Here is a 17746-nt window from a genome sequence, read left to right on the forward strand (position 1 = left end):
ATATAGTATCATATGTCTGTATTAGATTCTAAAGTACCTAAAGGCCCTCTTAAAACTAAGTGGACCGATTATAAAAACCATATAGATTTAGTTAACCCTGCAAACAAACGTAACATAGATGTTATTGTTGTTGGTACTGGTTTGGCGGGTGGTTCTGCTGCTGCTACATTAGCAGAATTAGGTTATAATGTAAAAACTTTTTGTTACCAAGATTCTCCGCGTAGAGCTCACTCTATTGCGGCTCAAGGTGGTATTAACGCAGCTAAAAACTATCAAGGTGATGGTGATTCTACATATCGTTTGTTTTACGATACGGTAAAAGGTGGTGATTACAGATCTAGAGAGGCAAACGTTTATCGTTTAGCTGAGGTTTCTGCAAATATTATTGACCAGTGTGTTGCTCAAGGTGTTCCTTTTGCACGTGATTATGGTGGATTATTAGATAACCGTTCTTTTGGTGGTGTATTGGTATCTAGAACTTTTTACGCAAAAGGACAAACAGGACAACAGTTATTGTTAGGAGCTTATTCTGCAATGAACAGACAAATTGCACGTGGTAAAATTACTCCGTTCAATCGTCATGAAATGTTAGATGTTGTAAAGGTAGATGGTAAAGCTCGTGGTATTATTGCTCGTAACCTAGTTACTGGCGAAATAGAACGTCACTCTGCCCATGCAGTAGTTATTGCTTCAGGTGGTTACGGTAATGTTTATTTCTTATCTACTAATGCAATGGGTTCTAATGCAACTGCTGCTTGGAAAATACATAAAAAAGGAGCATTCTTTGCTAACCCTTGTTATACTCAGATTCACCCAACGTGTATTCCACGTTCAGGAGACTATCAATCTAAATTAACATTGATGTCAGAATCTTTGCGTAATGATGGTCGTATTTGGGTTCCTAAGAATATGGATGATGTAATGGCAATTCGTGAAGGCAAGAAAAAGCCAACAGATTTGTCTGAGGATGAAAGAGATTATTACTTAGAAAGAAGATACCCTGCGTTTGGTAACTTAGTGCCTCGTGATGTTGCTTCTAGAGCGGCAAAAGAGCGTTGTGATGCTGGTTATGGTGTTAATGCAACAGGAGAAGCTGTTTATTTAGATTTTGCTTCTGCAATAGAACGTTATGGTAAAGAGCAAGCTAAAATTCATAACATAGCAAATGCTTCTGCAGATAAAATATATGAATTAGGTGCTGCTATTGTGAAAGCAAAGTATGGTAACCTTTTTCAAATGTATGAGAAGATTGTAGATCAAGATCCGTACAAAACTCCAATGATGATATACCCGGCGGTACATTACACAATGGGTGGTGTTTGGGTAGATTATAACTTAATGACTACTGTAGATGGTTTATACTGTATTGGTGAAGCAAACTTCTCTGATCACGGTGCAAACAGATTAGGAGCTTCTGCTTTAATGCAAGGCTTGGCAGATGGTTATTTTGTGTTGCCTTATACAATAGGTGATTACTTATCTCATGAGATTAGAACAGGAAAAATCCCTACGGATACTCCTGAGTTTGATGCTGCTGAGAAAGAAGTGACTGATAAAATAGATTTCTTTGTAAACAATAAAGGATCTCACTCTGTAGATTATTACCACAAGAAATTAGGTAAGATTATGTGGGACAAGTGTGGTATGTCTCGTAATGCAAAAGGTTTAAAAGAGGCGATGGTAGAAATTAAAGCTTTACGTGAAGACTTCTACAAAAATGTAAGTGTTCCTGGAGCTGCTAATGAGTTAAATGCTGAGCTTGAAAAAGCAGGTCGTGTAGCGGATTTCTTAGAATTGGGAGAGCTTTTTGCTAAAGATGCACTTGAGAGAGAAGAATCTTGTGGAGGACACTTTAGAGAAGAATCTGTTGAGTTAGATGGTGAACAAGAGGGTGAAGCTAAGCGTAACGATAAAGAGTTTGCTTTTGTTTCTGCTTGGGAATATAAAGGAGAACCTGGTGATGCTGTTTTACATAAAGAGGAGCTAGAGTTTAAAGAAATTGAATTAAAACAACGTTCATACAAATAAGATAGACATTATGAATTTAACACTTAAAATTTGGCGTCAAAAAGATGCTCAGTCGAAGGGTAAAATGGTCGATTATAAAGTGACTGAAATCTCAGAACATATGTCTTTCTTAGAAATGATGGATGTTTTAAACGAGCAGTTAATTAACACTGGTGAAGAACCAGTAGCTTTTGATCATGATTGTCGTGAAGGTATTTGCGGTATGTGTTCTATGTATATTAATGGAGAGGCTCACGGTCCAGATAGGGGCGTAACTACTTGTCAATTGCATATGCGTATGTTTAAAGATGGTGATACTATTACAATAGAGCCATTTAGAGCTAAAGCTTTTCCTGTATTAAAGGATTTAGTTGTAGACAGAGGAGCTTTTGATCGTATACAACATGCAGGTGGTTACATTTCTGTAAACACTTCTGGTAATACGCAAGATGCTAATGCTATCCCTATTTCTAAACACGCAGCAGATGAGGCTATGGATGCTGCAACTTGTATTGGTTGTGGTGCTTGTGTGGCGAGTTGTAAAAACTCTTCTGCTATGTTATTTGTTGGTGCTAAAGTATCTCAATATGCATTATTGCCACAAGGTCAAGTAGAGGCTACAGACCGTGTTAAAAATATGGTTGCTCAAATGGATTTAGAAGGTTTTGGTAACTGTACTAACACTGGTGCTTGTGAAGTTGAATGCCCTAAAGGAATTTCTTTAGAGAACATTGCACGTATGAATCGCGAATTCTTAAGCGCAAATATTAAAGGATAAGCATAACGCTTTTTATTATAAATTAAGAAATCCCAAACTGTAGATACAGTTTGGGATTTTTTTTATGTTTTTATCTAGAGTTTAGTCTGTGTAATTAGGAATGTAAGTGTCATCATTAACAATAGCTTGTAAATCTTTTTCTAAGCTAATTATAGGAGATTCTACTATGCGGTTTACTTCTTTACCGTCTTTGTATAGGATAAATGTAGGTACATGTGTAATATCTAGTCCTTTTTCCTCGCCACCTGGGCTTTTCTTGTAATTGTTTCTTGCATTATCTACTGCTACCAATTTAAAATTTTCCATAGGAAAATTTGCAGCTTCTAATATTTTGTAAAAAGGTGGAGTTTCTCTTTTGCTATCTCCGCACCACGTACCCATAAAGGCAACTATTTTGTAGTTTTTAAGCTTGCTTTCTATTGTCTTTAATGTTTCTGTATCTACTTTGTAGTTGTCGTATTTTGGAGTAAACCAATTAGCAAAAGAATTTTGAGTTAAGTCTGTTTTGTTAATTTCACCTAATAAGCGTTCTCTGTTATTATGGTCTTTTGAAACTTGTGCTATTGCTGTTAAAGAGCATAATAGTAAAAATAGAAGTTGAATTGTATTTGTGTATGTCTTCATTGAAAGTAATTTTTACACTAAGTTATCTAGTTTATTTTGTTTTTTAAAGAGTTTTAAGCCTTTTTTATGATAAAACCGAGTTATACACTTAATCTGAAGAGAAAGAGTTTTACGAGTCTTTAAATTGATATATTAAGGCGTATGTGTAGTTGGTTTCTTGGTTGCTTTTATTTCTTTTGATGCGGTAGGGATGCAGAAACAAGTGGAACTAAAAAAGGAGCTACATTTTGTAAAATGTAGCTCCTTTTGTTTTTTTCTTTAAACTCATTTATGAAAGCATAAATAGTTTTTTCGTTAGGCTAATAATCCCAGAAAAGAAATTTCTTTTGTAGATTACTTTTTCTGATGTTGGGTAAATTTGGGCATTCATAATTTTAGGTTGTTTAAAGTTGTAATTTGGGGTTAAACTTTTAATACATTGTAAATATAGGAGCGGAATGCTTACTATTTAAATTTTTGTTGTGAAAAAAGAATAATTTGTTGTGAAAGTTAAAAATAGGCTTTAAATGTCCATTTCTGGTACATCTCCGTTTATAATTAATGTTCCTTTTGTAGCGTTTTTAATTTCTTCTACAGTAACACCTGGTGCACGTTCTTGTAATAAGAAGCCATCTTTTGTGACCTCTAAAACAGCAAGGTTAGTTACTATCTTTTTTACACAACCAACACCTGTTAATGGTAATGTGCATTTATCTAGTAATTTAGATTCCCCAGCACGGTTTGTATGCATCATTGCAACAATTATATTTTCTGCTGATGCAACAAGGTCCATTGCGCCACCCATACCTTTTACCATTTTCCCCGGAATTTTCCAATTGGCAATATCGCCAGTTTCAGATACCTCCATAGCGCCAAGTATAGTAAGGTCTACGTGTTGTCCTCTAATCATAGCAAAACTAGTGGCAGAATCAAAAAAAGAAGCTCCAGGAAGTGTTGTTATAGTCTGTTTTCCTGCGTTAATAATATCTGCATCTTCTTCGCCTTCAAAAGGAAAAGGTCCCATTCCTAGAACACCATTTTCACTTTGAAACTCAACATTTATATCATTATTTACAAAATTAGCTACTAATGTAGGTATACCAATACCTAAATTTACGTAATAACCATCTTGTACTTCCTTTGCAATTCGTTTTGCTATTCCGTTTTTATCTAGCATAATGTTTACTATAAAATTGAATATTTTTAATTTGATAAGTTACCTGCTTTAATTTGATAAGTTACCTGCGTCTTATCATATACTTGTTAAAAGAATTTGTTGCACTGCTTTCTACAGTCATAAAAAGTATAGGGATACCCAAGGCAACTGTACCAATAGCACCAAAAATTGACCATAAAATAACTGCTGTTATAAGACCAATTGCAGCACCTATTAGTATTAACTTTTTATTTTGTACTGCTGTAATTTTATTAATGTGTACTTTTTCTTTAGAGTTACAACTTCTGCAATTGGCGTCAAAATTATCGCCAATCTTCATATGTAAGTCACCTCTTGTAGCAATTACTGGCGTGTAGTAATTTGTGGCTTTGCAAGACGGACATCTATACTCTAGTTTCATACACTAATATTAAAGTAATTACTCCTTTTTTCTAACAGTGCGCTGTTCTATTCTTTTTTGATAATCTTTTCCTTGAAATATGCGTTGTACAAAAATTCCAGGAACGTGAATCTCATTTGGGTTTAAACTTCCGGCTGGTAAAAGCTCTTCAACTTCTGCAACAGTGATTTTAGCTGCGCCACACATAACTGCATTAAAATTGCGAGCTGTTCCTTTAAATATAAGGTTTCCAGCTTCATCACCCTTCCAAGCTTTTACAAAAGCAAAATCTGCTTTTGCAGCTTCTTCTAGAACATACATTTTACCGTTAAACTCTCTTGTTTCTTTGCCCTCTGCTACTTCTGTACCATAGCCAGCAGGAGTATAAAAGGCTGGAAAACCTGCTTGTGCTGCTCTACATTTTTCTGCTAAAGTACCTTGTGGCGTTAATTCTACTTCTAACTCTCCACTTAACATCTGTCTTTCAAACTCATCATTCTCACCAACGTAAGAAGACACCATTTTTTTTACCTGACGTTTTTGAAGTAAAAGACCAAGACCAAAATCGTCTACACCAGCATTGTTAGATATGCAAGTTATACCTGTTACATTTAGGTCTACTAATTCTTCTATTGCATTTTCTGGAATACCGCATAAGCCAAAGCCCCCAACCATAAAAGTCATATTGTCTTTTACGCCTTTTAAAGCATCTTTAACATTAGCTACTGTTTTTCTAATCATTTTATATAAGAATTAATTAAAAATCTAGATCGTCTAAATCATCTGCAGGATTATTCTCTTCTTCTAATTCTTGATTTACTTTTGCACAATCTACGTTAATAGACAAGTTTTTAGGTTTGGTAAAAGCTTTGTCTGATATGCCAAGATCTTTGTTCTCGTAGTTAGATTTCATATATAATCCCCAAATAGGTAATGCCATAGAAGCACCCTGACCATATAAAACACTTTTAAAGTGAGTTGCTCTTTCTTCGCCACCAACCCATACGCCAGTAACTAGGTTAGGCACCATACCCATAAACCAACCGTCACTTTGTTTTTGTGTAGTACCTGTTTTACCAGCTATGGGGTTTTTAAATCCGTAAGGGTATCCTGTTATAATTTCTTTGTACATATTGCTGTTTGCCCCAGACGTTCTTAAACGCGTTCCAGAACCGCCATGGGTAACACCTTCCATAAGGTTTACCATTGCGTAAGCAACATCTTTGCTCATTACATCTCTTGTTTCTGGAGTGTATTCGTATAATACAGTACCGTTTTTATCTTCAATTCTTGTAACCATTACTGGTTTAACATATACGCCTTGGTTTGCAAAAGCGCCATAGGCACCTACCATTTCGTATACACTAACATCTGTTGTTCCTAATGCTATAGATGGTACAGCAGGTATATCACTTGTAATACCTAATCTTTTTGCCATAGCAACAACTGGTTCTGGGCCAACTTCGTCTATTAATTTAGCTGTAATGGAGTTAACAGAGTTTGCTAATGCCTCTTTTAAAGTCATCATTTCACCAGAATACTTGCCGTTAGAGTTTTTAGGACACCAGGCATCTGTGTTTCCGTGTTTTCCAGCGGCAATACAGTGTTGTGTATCCATAATATGATCGCACGGAGACTTACGTAATTGGTCTATAGCTGCAGCATATACAAATGGTTTAAAAGTAGAGCCAACTTGTCTGGTTCCCCTATATACATTGTCATACTGAAAGTGAGTATAGTTTATGCCGCCAACCCACGCTTTTACGTGTCCTGTTTGTGGTTCCATAGACATCATTGCTGTTCTTAAAATAGATTTGTGGTATCTAATAGAGTCTAGTGGAGTCATTACAGTGTCTTTACTTCTGGTTTTAGACGTCCAGCTAAAGATTTTCATTGGAATGGCCTTTGTGAAAGAAGCTCTAATCTCTTTTTCAGATTTACCAGCTTTTTTCATTTCTCTCCAGCGGTCAGATGTTTTCATACCGCGCTCCATAATTCTATTTATTTCTTCTTTATTAATATCTAAAAACGGAGCAGTTTTATTGCGTTCAGGAGTATTCTGTACAAAAAACTCAGCCTGTAGCTTTGTCATATGTTTTTCTACTGCTACTTCTGCGTTTTTTTGCATTCTAGAGTCAATAGTCGTGTAAATCTTTAATCCGTCTAGGAATAAATTCCATTTGTCGCGTTCTCCTTTTAGTGCTGGTTTTGGATTTTTCTTTGCCCAATCGTTCATGAAACCTTGTAGGTACATTCTAAAATAAGTTGCAAGACCTTCTCGGTGGTTTTCTGGAGAAAAATTTAGACTTAGCGGTATTTTTTGTAAAGAATCTTTCTCTTTTTGAGCAATGTAGCCATATTTAGCCATTTGTGCTAAAACTACATTTCTACGATTTAATGTCCCTTTTGGGTTTCTGTTTGGGGTAGGGTTGTATAAAGATGAATTTTTAAACATACCTACCAACATAGCAGATTCTTTAACATCTAAATCTTTAGGTTCTTTACCAAAATAAATACGAGACGCAGAACGTATACCATCTGCATTGTTACCAAAATCATAAATGTTAAAGTACATTGCTATAATTTCTTCTTTGGTATACTGGCGCTCTAAACGAGTTGCAATAACCCATTCTTTAATTTTTTGAGTATAACGTTGCCATCCTCTAGCAGCTAAACCTGTAAACAATTGTTTTGCTAATTGCTGAGAAATTGTACTTGCACCACCTTTTTTACCTAAATAGAAAAAAGCTCTAAGTGTACCGCGAGCATCTATTCCAGAATGCTCAAAATAGCGAGCATCTTCAGTAGCAACTAAGGCATCTACTAAGTGTTTTGGTAACTGGTCATAAGCAACATCTGTTCTGTTGTCATCTAAATAGTATTTACCTAGTAATTCTCCATCAGAAGAAATAATTTGACTAGCTAAATTTGTTTGAGGATTCTCTAAACGTTCAAAATCTGGTAAATCCCCAAAAGCACCAGAAGATGCTAATAAAAATACCATTACAGCAGAGATAATACCTACTAAAAATAATATCCAAAACCATTTTACAAACTTAAAAAATGGTTTACTTTCTTTTTTCTTTACAGCCTTTGCCATTGCTACTCTTAATTTTTTTCTATTTGATACCCAACATCAGTGATGCCTTCTAAATTTACAACACCATCTACATTACCGTTTTTGCGCATAGCTTGTGATATGTCTAGTGTATATACGCCATTTTCTGGGAAAACGATGTTTTCTTTAAGCCACAGTTTATTCTCTTTAACCGAGCCATTACCCTTGCCAAGCCACTCGCCATTTGGTAGAGCCATTTGATATTCTAGGGTATCTTTTATAATTGTGCCGTTTGGGAAACTTAATTCTGATATTAAAAATAAGTTGCTGTACGGAAAAGTATTATCGTTCCTAAGATTTATAAAAATATTATATCTATTAATTGTGTCTGGAGCTTTAAATGAAAACGCAGCGGCTTCATCCTTATTCCAAACGCCATTTTTAGTTGCTTTGTACTCAGTTTCTACAATGTTAGAATTGCAAGAGCTAAGGGCAATAAGTAAAAAAATGATAAAGCTATTTCTTAGCATTTTTAACGGGTCTTTTTTTGTTTTTACTCTTGTTGTTGTTGTTGTTGTTGTTGTTGTTGTTGTTGTTGTTGTTGTTGTTGTTTCTTTTTTTGTTATTGTTTCTTTTCTTTTTGTTTGAGCTCTTTGGCTTATCAAAACGAGTTAAACTATCTTGACCAACAACATTTTCAAAAACCATTGCTTTTTCTTCTACCACGTTTTCTATAGCGTAGTCTTCTAAGCTGGTAATTTTCTCCTTGTTTTTGTTGCGTGCAACAAGTTCGTTTACTTGGTGCTTGCTAAGCATGTGCCAGTTTGCGGCATCATCTTTATAAGAAAACCAAAGCATCTCCTTAAAAATGTCGGTTTTTTGACAATAAGCAACGCCTTTTTCTGTAAATATTTTAGTGTCTTGGTTAGGGAAATCTTTAAGAGCATCTAAGTAGACATCTAACTCGTAATTAAGACAACACTTAAGTTTACCACATTGGCCAGCCAATTTTTGCGGATTTAAAGATAATTGTTGGTAGCGTGCCGCTGCTGTGCTTACAGATCTAAAATCTGTTAACCAAGTAGAGCAGCATAGTTCTCTACCGCAAGATCCAATACCGCCTAAACGCTGTGCTTCTTGTCTGTATCCAATTTGGCGCATTTCTATACGAATAGAAAATGCTTTTGCCATATCTTTTATAAGTTGTCTAAAATCTACTCTGTCTTCTGCAGTGTAGTAAAATGTAGCTTTGGAGCCATCTCCTTGAAACTCTACATCAGAAATTTTCATCTGTAGTTTTAGGGCAATTGCAATTTCTCTAGCTCGCTTTTTAATTTCTTCTTCGCGATCTCTGCAATTTTGCCAGGTATCTACATCTTTTTGGTGTGCTTTTCTGTGTATTTTATAAACTTCTTCACCGTCTATAATGGCTTTTTTCTTTTTCATTTGAACTCTTACAAGTTCACCTGTTAGTGTTACCATACCTACGTCAAAACCAGATTTTGCTTCGGTTACAACTAAGTCACCTATAGAAAGTGATAATTTATCTGTGTTTTTAAAAAATTCTTTTCGGCTATTTTTAAAGCGTACTTCTACATAGTTAAAAGGCTCACTGCCATTTGGCAATGACATATTAGAAAGCCAATCAAAAACCGTTAATTTATTACAGCCATCTGTTCCGCAAGTACCATTGTTCTTACATCCTTTTGGTTGGCCGTCTTTACCAGTTGAACAACTGCTACAACCCATATTATATATATTGATTTGACTCTGAAAGCAAAGCTGCTTTTTTGTCAAAAAAGGTTCATATTAATTTACTTAACGGTAAAGATACTATTTTTAAGTTGAAAATAATAAGTGAGATGTTTAATGTAATGCGTTTAAGCTGTAAAGTAAAAGTAATACAGTTTTAATTGCTTGTTTTTAACTGATAAATTAGTTGTTTTTTGTGCTTATTTAGGTATAAAAAAAGCCTTTGAAATTTTTAAGTTTCAAAGGCTTTTGATAATCTATTTTTAGATTTAAAATGTGTTTTATTTCTTATATTTTAAAACTTCTGATCTTCCTTTTTTAAATATCTTATTACTTACAGTTTTGCCGCGTCTTAGGGCTTTCTGCTCTTCAAACGGAAGCTCATGCACTTCTTTACATTCTGTAGAGCAGCAATTGTTCATTGTTGCTGCGCATTTTTTGCACTGTATAAATAATAAGTGGCAAGCCTCGTTGGCACAATTTACGTGCTCGTCACAAGCTTCTCCGCATTGGTGGCAATTTGCAATAACGTCCTCCGTTATACGCTCGCCACGTCTATGGTCAAACACAAAGTTTTTGCCAATAAATTTATTTTCTAAGTTTTTGTCGTTTACTTGCCTGGTATACTCAATTATACCACCATCTAATTGGTAAACGTTTTTGAAGCCTTTGTGTTTGTAATATGCACTGGCTTTTTCGCAACGTATACCTCCGGTGCAATACATAACTAATTTTTTGTCTTCTTTGTGGTCTTTTAAATCGTTCTCTATAATATCTAGGGAATCTCTAAAAGTATCTACATCTGGCGTAACAGCATTTTTAAAATGACCAATTTCACTCTCGTAGTGGTTACGCATATCTACCAAAACAGTATTTGGATCTTCAATAAGCTCATTAAATTTTTCAGCATTAACGTGTATGCCTCTGTCTGTTACATCAAAAGAGTCATCGTTTAAACCATCTGCAACAATTTTGTTACGGACTTTTACTTTTAACTTTAAAAAGGACATATTGTCTTGCTCAATGGCAATGTTTAGTCGCACATTTTCTAAAAATGTAATACTGTCTAAATGTTCTTTAAAAGCATTAAAGTTTTCTGCAGGTACAGATAGTTGGGCATTAATGCCTTCTGTAGCTACGTATATACGACCTAGAACTTCCATTTGGTCCCAAGTAATAAATAGGTGATCTCTAAATAAAGATGTGTTGCCAATGTGCGCGTATTTATAGAAAGAAATGGTTAGGCGTTCCTTACCAGCCTCTTCAATAAGGGCTGCTCTCTCTTTTGCGCTTAATGTATTGTACAGTTGCATGCTATACTAAATTTATTAAGTTAAAGAATAGCTGCAAAATTAGATAATATTACATTTATACCCAACAAAAAAGGGTCTTAACATAAGTTAAAACCCTTTTTAAACTTTTTTCTGCTTAACCAACAAAGCTGAAAAAAAGTAATTATGCCTCAACATTGTAGAAAGTTGAAGCACCTTCTTTTTTAGATAGAAGGTAAACACACCTTGTAGATGCAGCTTTTTTAAAAAGGTTGCGTGGGCATTGTATTATGACAAAAGAAATGGTAATTTAGCGCTACAAACACTATTAGAAATGAGCAACGAAAAAGAAGCAAAATTAAAAGCGTTAAAATTAACTTTAGACAAGCTAGATAAGACTTACGGTAAAGGTGCTGTAATGAAAATGGGTGATAAAGTTGTAGAAGATGTAGCTGTTATCTCTTCTGGATCTTTAGGTTTAGATATTGCCTTAGGTGTAAGTGGTTATCCTCGTGGTAGAGTTATAGAAATATACGGACCAGAATCTTCTGGTAAGACAACATTAACGTTGCACGCTATTGCTGAGGCTCAAAAAGCAGGTGGTATTGCAGCATTTATTGATGCAGAACACGCTTTTGATCGTTTTTACGCAGAAAAATTAGGAGTAGATATAGATAATTTAATTATTTCTCAGCCAGATCATGGTGAGCAAGCATTAGAAATTGCGGATAATTTAATTAGATCTGGTGCTATAGATATTATTGTAATAGATTCAGTTGCAGCATTAACCCCTAAGAGTGAGATTGAAGGTGAAATGGGTGATTCTAAAATGGGATTACACGCAAGACTTATGTCGCAAGCATTACGTAAATTAACTAGTTCTATTAGTAAAACTAATTGTACGGTTATATTTATTAATCAGTTAAGAGAAAAAATTGGTGTTATGTTTGGTAACCCTGAGACAACAACTGGTGGTAATGCATTAAAGTTCTATGCTTCTGTACGTTTAGATATTAGAAGATCTACGCAAATTAAGAGCACGGACGGTGATGTGTTAGGTAACAAAACACGTGTTAAGGTTGTGAAAAATAAAGTAGCACCGCCTTTTAGAACTACGGAGTTTGATATTATGTACGGTGAGGGTATTTCTAAAGTTGGAGAAATTTTAGATTTAGGAGTACAGTACGAAATAATTAAGAAAAGTGGATCTTGGTTTAGTTATGGAGATACAAAACTTGGTCAAGGTAGAGATGCTGTTAAGAGTATTTTAGCAGATAACCCAGAATTACTTGAAGAGTTAGAAGTGAAAATTAAAGAAGCTATTAAGGCATTAATGGCTTAAAAGTTACTTTTAAATACTATTGTTTCTTTGTTAAAATGAAGAAATAGATACAAAATCCCGATTTTTTCGGGATTTTGTCGTTTTTAACGCAACCCTACCGTTTAGCTCTCATCTATCTAGTAAATAATAAAATTAAAAAGAGATGAAAAAAAGGTTGAGTATTTTGATGCTTGTAGTAGCAAGTTTTTCTTTTACAGCTTGTTCTTTAGATGACGATGATAATACTAATTTTAAATACGTAAATTTAGAAGTACTAAGTGCAGATGTTCCTGAGACTTTTGAGTTTGGAGAAAAGTATACCATTAATGTAACGTATGCTAATCCAAATACGTGTACTTATTTTGAAGGTTTTGATATACATAAGCATCAGTTAACAGAAAGAGAAGTTTACCCAATAGGTACAGAGTTAGTTGGTAGTAATAGCGATTGTCAAGAAAGTACAGAAGAGGTAGAAGTTTCTTTTGATTTTGAAGTAATTTATAAGGAAGATTACTTGTTTAAATTTTGGACAGGTAAAAATGCAGATGGCGAAGATGAATACTTAGAAATTGTTGTACCTGTTAACTAAGGTAAGCTGCATTTTATAAACCAACTTTACAGTTTTTGGACTTAAACGAAACTATACATGATTGTGTAAAAGGGAATAGAGCTGCGCAAGAGCAACTTTATCGCCATTATGCTCCTATGCTTTATGGGGTTTGTTTAAAGTACTCTAAAAACAAAGAAGAAGCCGAAGATAATTTACACGATAGTTTTATGACTATTTTTAATAAAATTGGTCAGTTTAAGTTTAATGGTTCTTTTGACGGTTGGTTAAAGCGAATTACTGTAAATACCGTATTACAAAAATATAGAAAAGAGGCTTATGTTTCTTTAGTAGAAGAAGCTATAGAAGAAGAAACTGTAGAGTTAGATGTAGCAGATAATTCCCCGTCACTAGCCACATTGCTAAATTGTATACAAGAGTTGCCGCATAAATATAGAACAACATTTAACTTGTATGTTTTAGATGGTTACACGCACAAAGAAATAGGTGAGTTGTTGGGTACTACCGCAGGTACGTCTAAATCTAATTTGGCACGAGCAAGACAAATTTTAAAGAGTAAAATAAGTAAAACAAAGCTAAAAATAGTGGTAACAGTACTACTATTTTGTTTACTACAATTGTATTAATGGTTGTAGGTAGTTTAAAAATATAGAATGAGTAAAGATAATTTAGATAAGCTGTTCCAAGAAAAGTTTAAGGACTTTGGAGAATTGCCAGACGACAAAGTTTGGCAAAGGCTAGAGGCGTCTTTAGACGAAAAGAAAAAAAATAGGAAGGTTATTCCTATTTGGTGGAAGCTTGGAGGAATAGCTGCTGCTCTTGCATTGTTGTTTTTTGTAATTAACCCTTTTGAAAAAGTGGAGAATGTAGCGCCTGCGATTACAGATACAGAAAAGATAGAATTAAACACAGATGGCCAGGTGGTTAAGGAGTATGTGGCACCTAAAATAAAAACAGAAGAAAAACCACAGGAAGATGCTACAGGTTCAGGGGTAATAGAAAGTGTAGATGATATAGAAATTGCTACAACTAAAAATGATAAAGAAAAGATTGGTGCTGGGAAATCTTTAAAACAAGAAGCAAGTATATCTAATAATAGCTTAACAAATGGTATGGCTGTAAGCTCTACTATAGATTTAACTACTATTATGAATTCTTCAGGTGAAAACAATGTTGGCGGCAGTAAAAATTCATCAACCAATATGGCAATGTATAAAGATACTGTTGGGGTAGCATCAATCTTTAATCAAGAAATAAATAAGAATGGAGCTTTGCATAAAGACGTTGCTTCTAATGTAGATTCTAAAGAATCATCAATCTTACAAAAAAATAAAGACCTAATCTTAGATAAGAACAAAAGTGGAGCTGTGGTGAAGCAAGATACAATTGTTAAAAAATCTATCTATGATGAAATAAGGGAGAATGAAGAAGAAGATGCTATAGTGGCTAATAAAGCTAATAAATGGTCGGTTGGGGCTAATGTAGCACCTGTGTACTTTAACTCTTTAAAAGATGGGTCTCCTGTAGATCCTAGCTTTGTGTCTAATTCTAAATCGGGTAATGTTAATATGAGTTACGGCGTTACTGTAGCGTATGCGGTAAGTAAAAAACTAAGTGTTAGGTCTGGTGTACATAAAGTAGATTATGGTTTTAATACCAATAATGTGTTTTTTAAATCTACTTTTAGTCCAGAACATAACAGTATGGTTAGTACTATAGATTATGATGCTGGTGCAGAAAGTATTGTTGTAGAAACTAATAACGACGCGCTTTCTGCTCCGCAAAATATTAAGTCAGAAGAGTATAGTTACGCTGCTAAGAGTACTTCTAGAGAAGGTACAATGGTGCAGCAATTTGGATATATAGAAATTCCGCTAGAACTTAATTATGCGCTTACAGAGGGTAAGTTTGGAGTTAATTTAATTGGGGGTGTTAGTTCTTTGTTTTTGGTAGATGATTCTATTTCTTTAGAGTCAGATAATTTAAAAACCAAAATAGGGGAGTCTAGTACTATTAATAGTTTAAACTTTAGTACCAATGTTGGCTTTGGTCTTAATTATAACTTTACAAAAAAAGTTAGATTTAATATAGAGCCAATGTTTAAATATCAGTTAAATACGTTTTCTAATAGCTCGGGAGATTTTCAGCCTTTTTCTATGGGCGTTTATAGTGGTCTTAGTTTTAAGTTTTAGATTCTTTTATAGAATATAAAAACCTTATCAAAGGTATTTTATGTAGGTTTATTCTTATTTTTATATTATATTTTAACATTTCTTAAATATTATCAATATGAAAAATCTTTTAAGCTTTTTACTATTTGCACTTATTTTTTGGGGCTCTTATGCTCAAAAGAATAGCAATGAAGCAAAAGACATTATTTCTTATGTTGTAGCAAAAGATACATTAGTAAATAAGCTTGAGGGCATTGCATTGTCTAATAAAATTAAAAGTGGTGTAATAACTAAGCAGAATAGTATTGCTTATGCAGCGCAAAAAAAGTCGCTAGAATTGAGGGTTTTTAAAAAGGCAGATAATGACGCTTTTAGGTATTATTTAGAGATGGATTCTAAAAATAATAATAGGTTAGCAAAGTACTTGTCCAAGGAGATTGTTACTAAGGTAATTAAAAGCATACCAGAAAATAGTATTCATAATATAATAGACTTAAAAGACAAGGGTATTGTTGCTTATGATAAAGAATCTGTATCTGGCAGATGTCATTCATTTTCTGACCCTATAGAAATTAGTTCCAATAGGTATATTGTTTATCATTATTTACTGCTTAATATGGATTCTTGGATTAATGAGTTTATTATTTATAAGATTATTAATGATGAAATTCAAATAGAAAAAACTATTGAAGTTGAATACTATTAAAAATAGTATTATTGTTACTATACCCTTTCTGCTTAAAAAAGAGATGAAAATTTATATGTTAGTGATATATCTGTCTAAAATGATATACCAGTTGGTTTTTTGCTTTGCAGCTCTTTAAGTATAACGTTTCGCACGTCTTCTCTTAATGTTGCTTTATGTTCTTCATCTAACTCCTTGGTTTCAAAAAAAGAATGAATTTTTACGCGTAGTAAGCCTGGGCTTCCGCTAAAAAAAGTAAAAGAAAATCGTTTTTTACAATCTAAAAATGTCATTGGTACAATTGGTATTTTGTGAGCAATTGCCATTTTAAAAGCGCCATCTTTAAAAGCGTCTAATATAACGTCTTCTTCTGGCACACCGCCTTCAGGAAAAATACAAATACTAAGTCCTTGTTTTAATCTTCTTTGTGCACGCATATAAACACCAGTTCTACTTTTTGTATCGCTTCGGTCTACCATAATACAAACACGTTTGTAAAAGAATCCAAAAATTGGAATTTTAGACAACTCTTTTTTGCCAACAAAAACAAACGGATTTCTACTTACGCGTAGCATTAGCATAATGTCTAACATACTTGTGTGGTTTGCGACTAGCATGTAGCTTTTGTTTTTTTCTATTTTTTGTTCTCTTTTTACTTGTTGTGGGCAACCCATACCTAGTAAAATTGGTCTAGCCCAAAGGTTACGTGCCAACCAAAAAAAATAGGGGTACCATTTTTCTTTAATACAGAATAGAAATAGAAAGGGGAAAAACAATATTATAGGTAAAGCAACAAGAATGTAAAACCAAATACGATATAATAAGTGTCCAATGTTTTTAAAAAAGGTTAGCATAGGTTCAAAAATAGCAATTAAATAAAACTAAGGTTAAAAAAGTTTACTTTTTACGTAAAAAAGATGATATAAAACCAAAAGTCAAATCTTGGTCTATTATTCTATTTTGTGCTACCTTTGATTTTTACAATTATTTTAAACAAAATGGCAAGAGTTTTAACAGGAGTACAGAGCACAGGAGTGCCACATTTAGGTAATATTTTAGGAGCAATTATGCCAGCTATAGAAATGGCTAACGACCCTAAAAACGAATCTTTTCTTTTTATAGCAGATATGCATTCGCTAACGCAAATAAAAAACGGAGAAGAATTACGTAACAACACTTACGCAGTTGCTGCTACCTGGCTTGCTTTTGGTTTAGATATAGATAAAACAGTTTTTTACAGACAGAGTGATGTTCCGCAAACCACAGAATTGTCTTGGTACTTAAGTTGTTTTTTTCCGTACCAGAGGTTAACCTTGGCACATTCTTTTAAGGATAAGGCAGATAGGTTAGACGATGTTAATGCAGGTTTGTTTACGTATCCTATGCTTATGGCTGCAGATATATTGTTATACGATGCTGAGGTTGTACCGGTAGGTAAAGACCAAATGCAGCATTTAGAGATTACAAGAGATGTTGCATCTAGGTTCCACGCGCAACTTGGAGAAACATTTGTTTTGCCACAGGGAAAAGTACAGGAAGAAGCTAAGTTTATTCCGGGTACAGATGGTGATAAAATGAGTAAAAGTAAAGGGAACTTAATTAATTTGTTTCAGACTGATAAGAAGTTGCGTAAACAAATTATGGGTATTCAAACAGATAGTACTCCAATGGAAGATCCTAAGGAGCCAGAAGGTGATAACGTGTTTGAATTGTATAAAGTATTAGCAACTCCAGAACAAGTTGAAGAAATGCGTGCTAATTACAAAGGTGGTAATTATGGTTATGGTCACGCAAAGCAAGCTTTATACGAGGTTATTGTAGCTAAATTTGCTGATGCTCGTGAAAAATATGATTATTATATGAATAATCTAGAAGAGATAGATGCTGCCTTAGCTATAGGCGCTGCAAAAGCTAGTGCTGTAGCAAATGGGGTATTAGAAAGAGTAAGATCTAAAATTGGATATTAATTTTAGATC

At 34.0% G+C, this 17746-nt stretch carries 17 protein-coding genes; 8 read left to right on the top strand and 9 right to left on the bottom strand.

Translation table 11 applies throughout. From position 1 onward, the window contains the following. Positions 1-12 precede the first annotated feature (12 nt). Together BT107_RS12650 and BT107_RS12655 are read left to right on the top strand one after the other, a co-directional pair. The gene (locus BT107_RS12650; protein WP_072304176.1) at positions 13-2028 is read left to right on the top strand and encodes a fumarate reductase/succinate dehydrogenase flavoprotein subunit; all 2016 of its coding nucleotides are present in this window, start codon (positions 13-15) and stop codon (positions 2026-2028) included. A gap of 10 nt (positions 2029-2038) precedes the next feature. After that, positions 2039-2785, top strand: coding sequence for a succinate dehydrogenase/fumarate reductase iron-sulfur subunit (locus BT107_RS12655; RefSeq protein WP_072304177.1), 747 nt, complete (start codon positions 2039-2041; stop codon positions 2783-2785). A gap of 81 nt (positions 2786-2866) precedes the next feature. Here BT107_RS12655 and BT107_RS12660 read toward each other — a convergent pair whose 3' ends face one another. The 8 genes from BT107_RS12660 to trhO form a co-directional block, all read right to left on the bottom strand. Further along, a complete protein-coding gene (locus BT107_RS12660; RefSeq protein WP_072304178.1) occupies positions 2867-3409 on the bottom strand; it encodes a thioredoxin family protein in 543 nt (180 codons plus the stop codon). A 502-nt stretch (positions 3410-3911) separates the two neighbouring features. Beyond that, positions 3912-4565, bottom strand: coding sequence for a CoA transferase subunit B (locus BT107_RS12665; protein WP_072304179.1), 654 nt, complete (start codon positions 4563-4565; stop codon positions 3912-3914). Positions 4566-4626: 61 nt separating this feature from the next. Continuing rightward, on the bottom strand, positions 4627-4965 hold the full coding sequence (locus tag BT107_RS12670; RefSeq protein WP_072304180.1) for a hypothetical protein: 339 nt from the start codon (positions 4963-4965) through the stop codon (positions 4627-4629). Positions 4966-4983: 18 nt separating this feature from the next. Next, positions 4984-5685: a CoA transferase subunit A gene (locus BT107_RS12675; protein ID WP_072304181.1), complete on the bottom strand. Its 702-nt coding sequence runs from the start codon at positions 5683-5685 to the stop codon at positions 4984-4986. A gap of 16 nt (positions 5686-5701) precedes the next feature. After that, positions 5702-8044: a penicillin-binding protein 1A gene (locus BT107_RS12680; protein ID WP_072304182.1), complete on the bottom strand. Its 2343-nt coding sequence runs from the start codon at positions 8042-8044 to the stop codon at positions 5702-5704. Positions 8045-8052: 8 nt separating this feature from the next. Continuing rightward, on the bottom strand, positions 8053-8532 hold the full coding sequence (locus BT107_RS12685; protein WP_072304183.1) for a gliding motility lipoprotein GldH: 480 nt from the start codon (positions 8530-8532) through the stop codon (positions 8053-8055). Then, positions 8519-9751, bottom strand: a complete 1233-nt coding sequence (locus tag BT107_RS12690; protein ID WP_072304184.1) for a PSP1 domain-containing protein — start codon at positions 9749-9751, stop codon at positions 8519-8521. The genes BT107_RS12685 and BT107_RS12690 overlap by 14 nt, the downstream gene beginning before the upstream one ends. Before the next feature lie 284 nt (positions 9752-10035). Next, positions 10036-11067, bottom strand: coding sequence for an oxygen-dependent tRNA uridine(34) hydroxylase TrhO (trhO, locus tag BT107_RS12695; protein ID WP_072304185.1), 1032 nt, complete (start codon positions 11065-11067; stop codon positions 10036-10038). Between the two features lie 292 nt (positions 11068-11359). Here trhO and recA point away from each other — a divergent pair, with 292 nt between their 5' ends. The 5 genes from recA to BT107_RS12720 all read left to right on the top strand — a co-directional run bounded on the left by recA (position 11360) and on the right by BT107_RS12720 (position 15791). Continuing rightward, a complete protein-coding gene (gene recA, locus BT107_RS12700) occupies positions 11360-12367 on the top strand; it encodes a recombinase RecA (RefSeq protein WP_072304256.1) in 1008 nt (335 codons plus the stop codon). Between the two features lie 142 nt (positions 12368-12509). Then, positions 12510-12935 (top strand): hypothetical protein, encoded by a 426-nt coding sequence (locus BT107_RS12705; protein ID WP_072304186.1) that lies wholly within the window; start codon positions 12510-12512, stop codon positions 12933-12935. 35 nt (positions 12936-12970) lie between these two features. Next, positions 12971-13540, top strand: a complete 570-nt coding sequence (locus tag BT107_RS12710) for an RNA polymerase sigma factor (protein ID WP_072304187.1) — start codon at positions 12971-12973, stop codon at positions 13538-13540. Between the two features lie 27 nt (positions 13541-13567). Next, the gene (locus BT107_RS12715; RefSeq protein ID WP_072304188.1) at positions 13568-15106 is read left to right on the top strand and encodes an outer membrane beta-barrel protein; all 1539 of its coding nucleotides are present in this window, start codon (positions 13568-13570) and stop codon (positions 15104-15106) included. Between the two features lie 97 nt (positions 15107-15203). After that, on the top strand, positions 15204-15791 hold the full coding sequence (locus tag BT107_RS12720; protein ID WP_072304189.1) for a hypothetical protein: 588 nt from the start codon (positions 15204-15206) through the stop codon (positions 15789-15791). Between the two features lie 74 nt (positions 15792-15865). On the opposite strand, the gene BT107_RS12725 is transcribed toward BT107_RS12720, so the two are convergent. After that, positions 15866-16624, bottom strand: a complete 759-nt coding sequence (locus tag BT107_RS12725; RefSeq protein WP_072304190.1) for a lysophospholipid acyltransferase family protein — start codon at positions 16622-16624, stop codon at positions 15866-15868. 144 nt (positions 16625-16768) lie between these two features. On the opposite strand from BT107_RS12725, the gene trpS reads away from it, so the two are divergent. Further along, positions 16769-17737 carry a tryptophan--tRNA ligase gene (trpS, locus tag BT107_RS12730; protein ID WP_072304191.1) on the top strand — a complete coding sequence of 323 codons (969 nt, stop codon included), beginning with the start codon at positions 16769-16771 and terminating at the stop codon, positions 17735-17737. The last annotated feature ends 9 nt before the right edge of the window (positions 17738-17746 follow it).

This window comes from Cellulophaga fucicola, assembly GCF_900119145.1.
Classification (GTDB): domain Bacteria; phylum Bacteroidota; class Bacteroidia; order Flavobacteriales; family Flavobacteriaceae; genus Cellulophaga; species Cellulophaga fucicola.

What these genes read in the sequence shown, in the direction of transcription:
- BT107_RS12650 (WP_072304176.1), top strand. Translation starts at nt 13, where the DNA reads ATGTCTGTATTAGATTCTAAAGTACCTAAAGGCCCTCTTAAAACTAAG.
- BT107_RS12655 (WP_072304177.1), top strand. Translation starts at nt 2,039, where the DNA reads ATGAATTTAACACTTAAAATTTGGCGTCAAAAAGATGCTCAGTCGAAG.
- BT107_RS12660 (WP_072304178.1), bottom strand. Translation starts at nt 3,409, where the DNA reads ATGAAGACATACACAAATACAATTCAACTTCTATTTTTACTATTATGC.
- BT107_RS12665 (WP_072304179.1), bottom strand. Translation starts at nt 4,565, where the DNA reads ATGCTAGATAAAAACGGAATAGCAAAACGAATTGCAAAGGAAGTACAA.
- BT107_RS12670 (WP_072304180.1), bottom strand. Translation starts at nt 4,965, where the DNA reads ATGAAACTAGAGTATAGATGTCCGTCTTGCAAAGCCACAAATTACTAC.
- BT107_RS12675 (WP_072304181.1), bottom strand. Translation starts at nt 5,685, where the DNA reads ATGATTAGAAAAACAGTAGCTAATGTTAAAGATGCTTTAAAAGGCGTA.
- BT107_RS12680 (WP_072304182.1), bottom strand. Translation starts at nt 8,044, where the DNA reads ATGGCAAAGGCTGTAAAGAAAAAAGAAAGTAAACCATTTTTTAAGTTT.
- BT107_RS12685 (WP_072304183.1), bottom strand. Translation starts at nt 8,532, where the DNA reads ATGCTAAGAAATAGCTTTATCATTTTTTTACTTATTGCCCTTAGCTCT.
- BT107_RS12690 (WP_072304184.1), bottom strand. Translation starts at nt 9,751, where the DNA reads ATGGGTTGTAGCAGTTGTTCAACTGGTAAAGACGGCCAACCAAAAGGA.
- trhO (WP_072304185.1), bottom strand. Translation starts at nt 11,067, where the DNA reads ATGCAACTGTACAATACATTAAGCGCAAAAGAGAGAGCAGCCCTTATT.
- recA (WP_072304256.1), top strand. Translation starts at nt 11,360, where the DNA reads ATGAGCAACGAAAAAGAAGCAAAATTAAAAGCGTTAAAATTAACTTTA.
- BT107_RS12705 (WP_072304186.1), top strand. Translation starts at nt 12,510, where the DNA reads ATGAAAAAAAGGTTGAGTATTTTGATGCTTGTAGTAGCAAGTTTTTCT.
- BT107_RS12715 (WP_072304188.1), top strand. Translation starts at nt 13,568, where the DNA reads ATGAGTAAAGATAATTTAGATAAGCTGTTCCAAGAAAAGTTTAAGGAC.
- BT107_RS12720 (WP_072304189.1), top strand. Translation starts at nt 15,204, where the DNA reads ATGAAAAATCTTTTAAGCTTTTTACTATTTGCACTTATTTTTTGGGGC.
- BT107_RS12725 (WP_072304190.1), bottom strand. Translation starts at nt 16,624, where the DNA reads ATGCTAACCTTTTTTAAAAACATTGGACACTTATTATATCGTATTTGG.
- trpS (WP_072304191.1), top strand. Translation starts at nt 16,769, where the DNA reads ATGGCAAGAGTTTTAACAGGAGTACAGAGCACAGGAGTGCCACATTTA.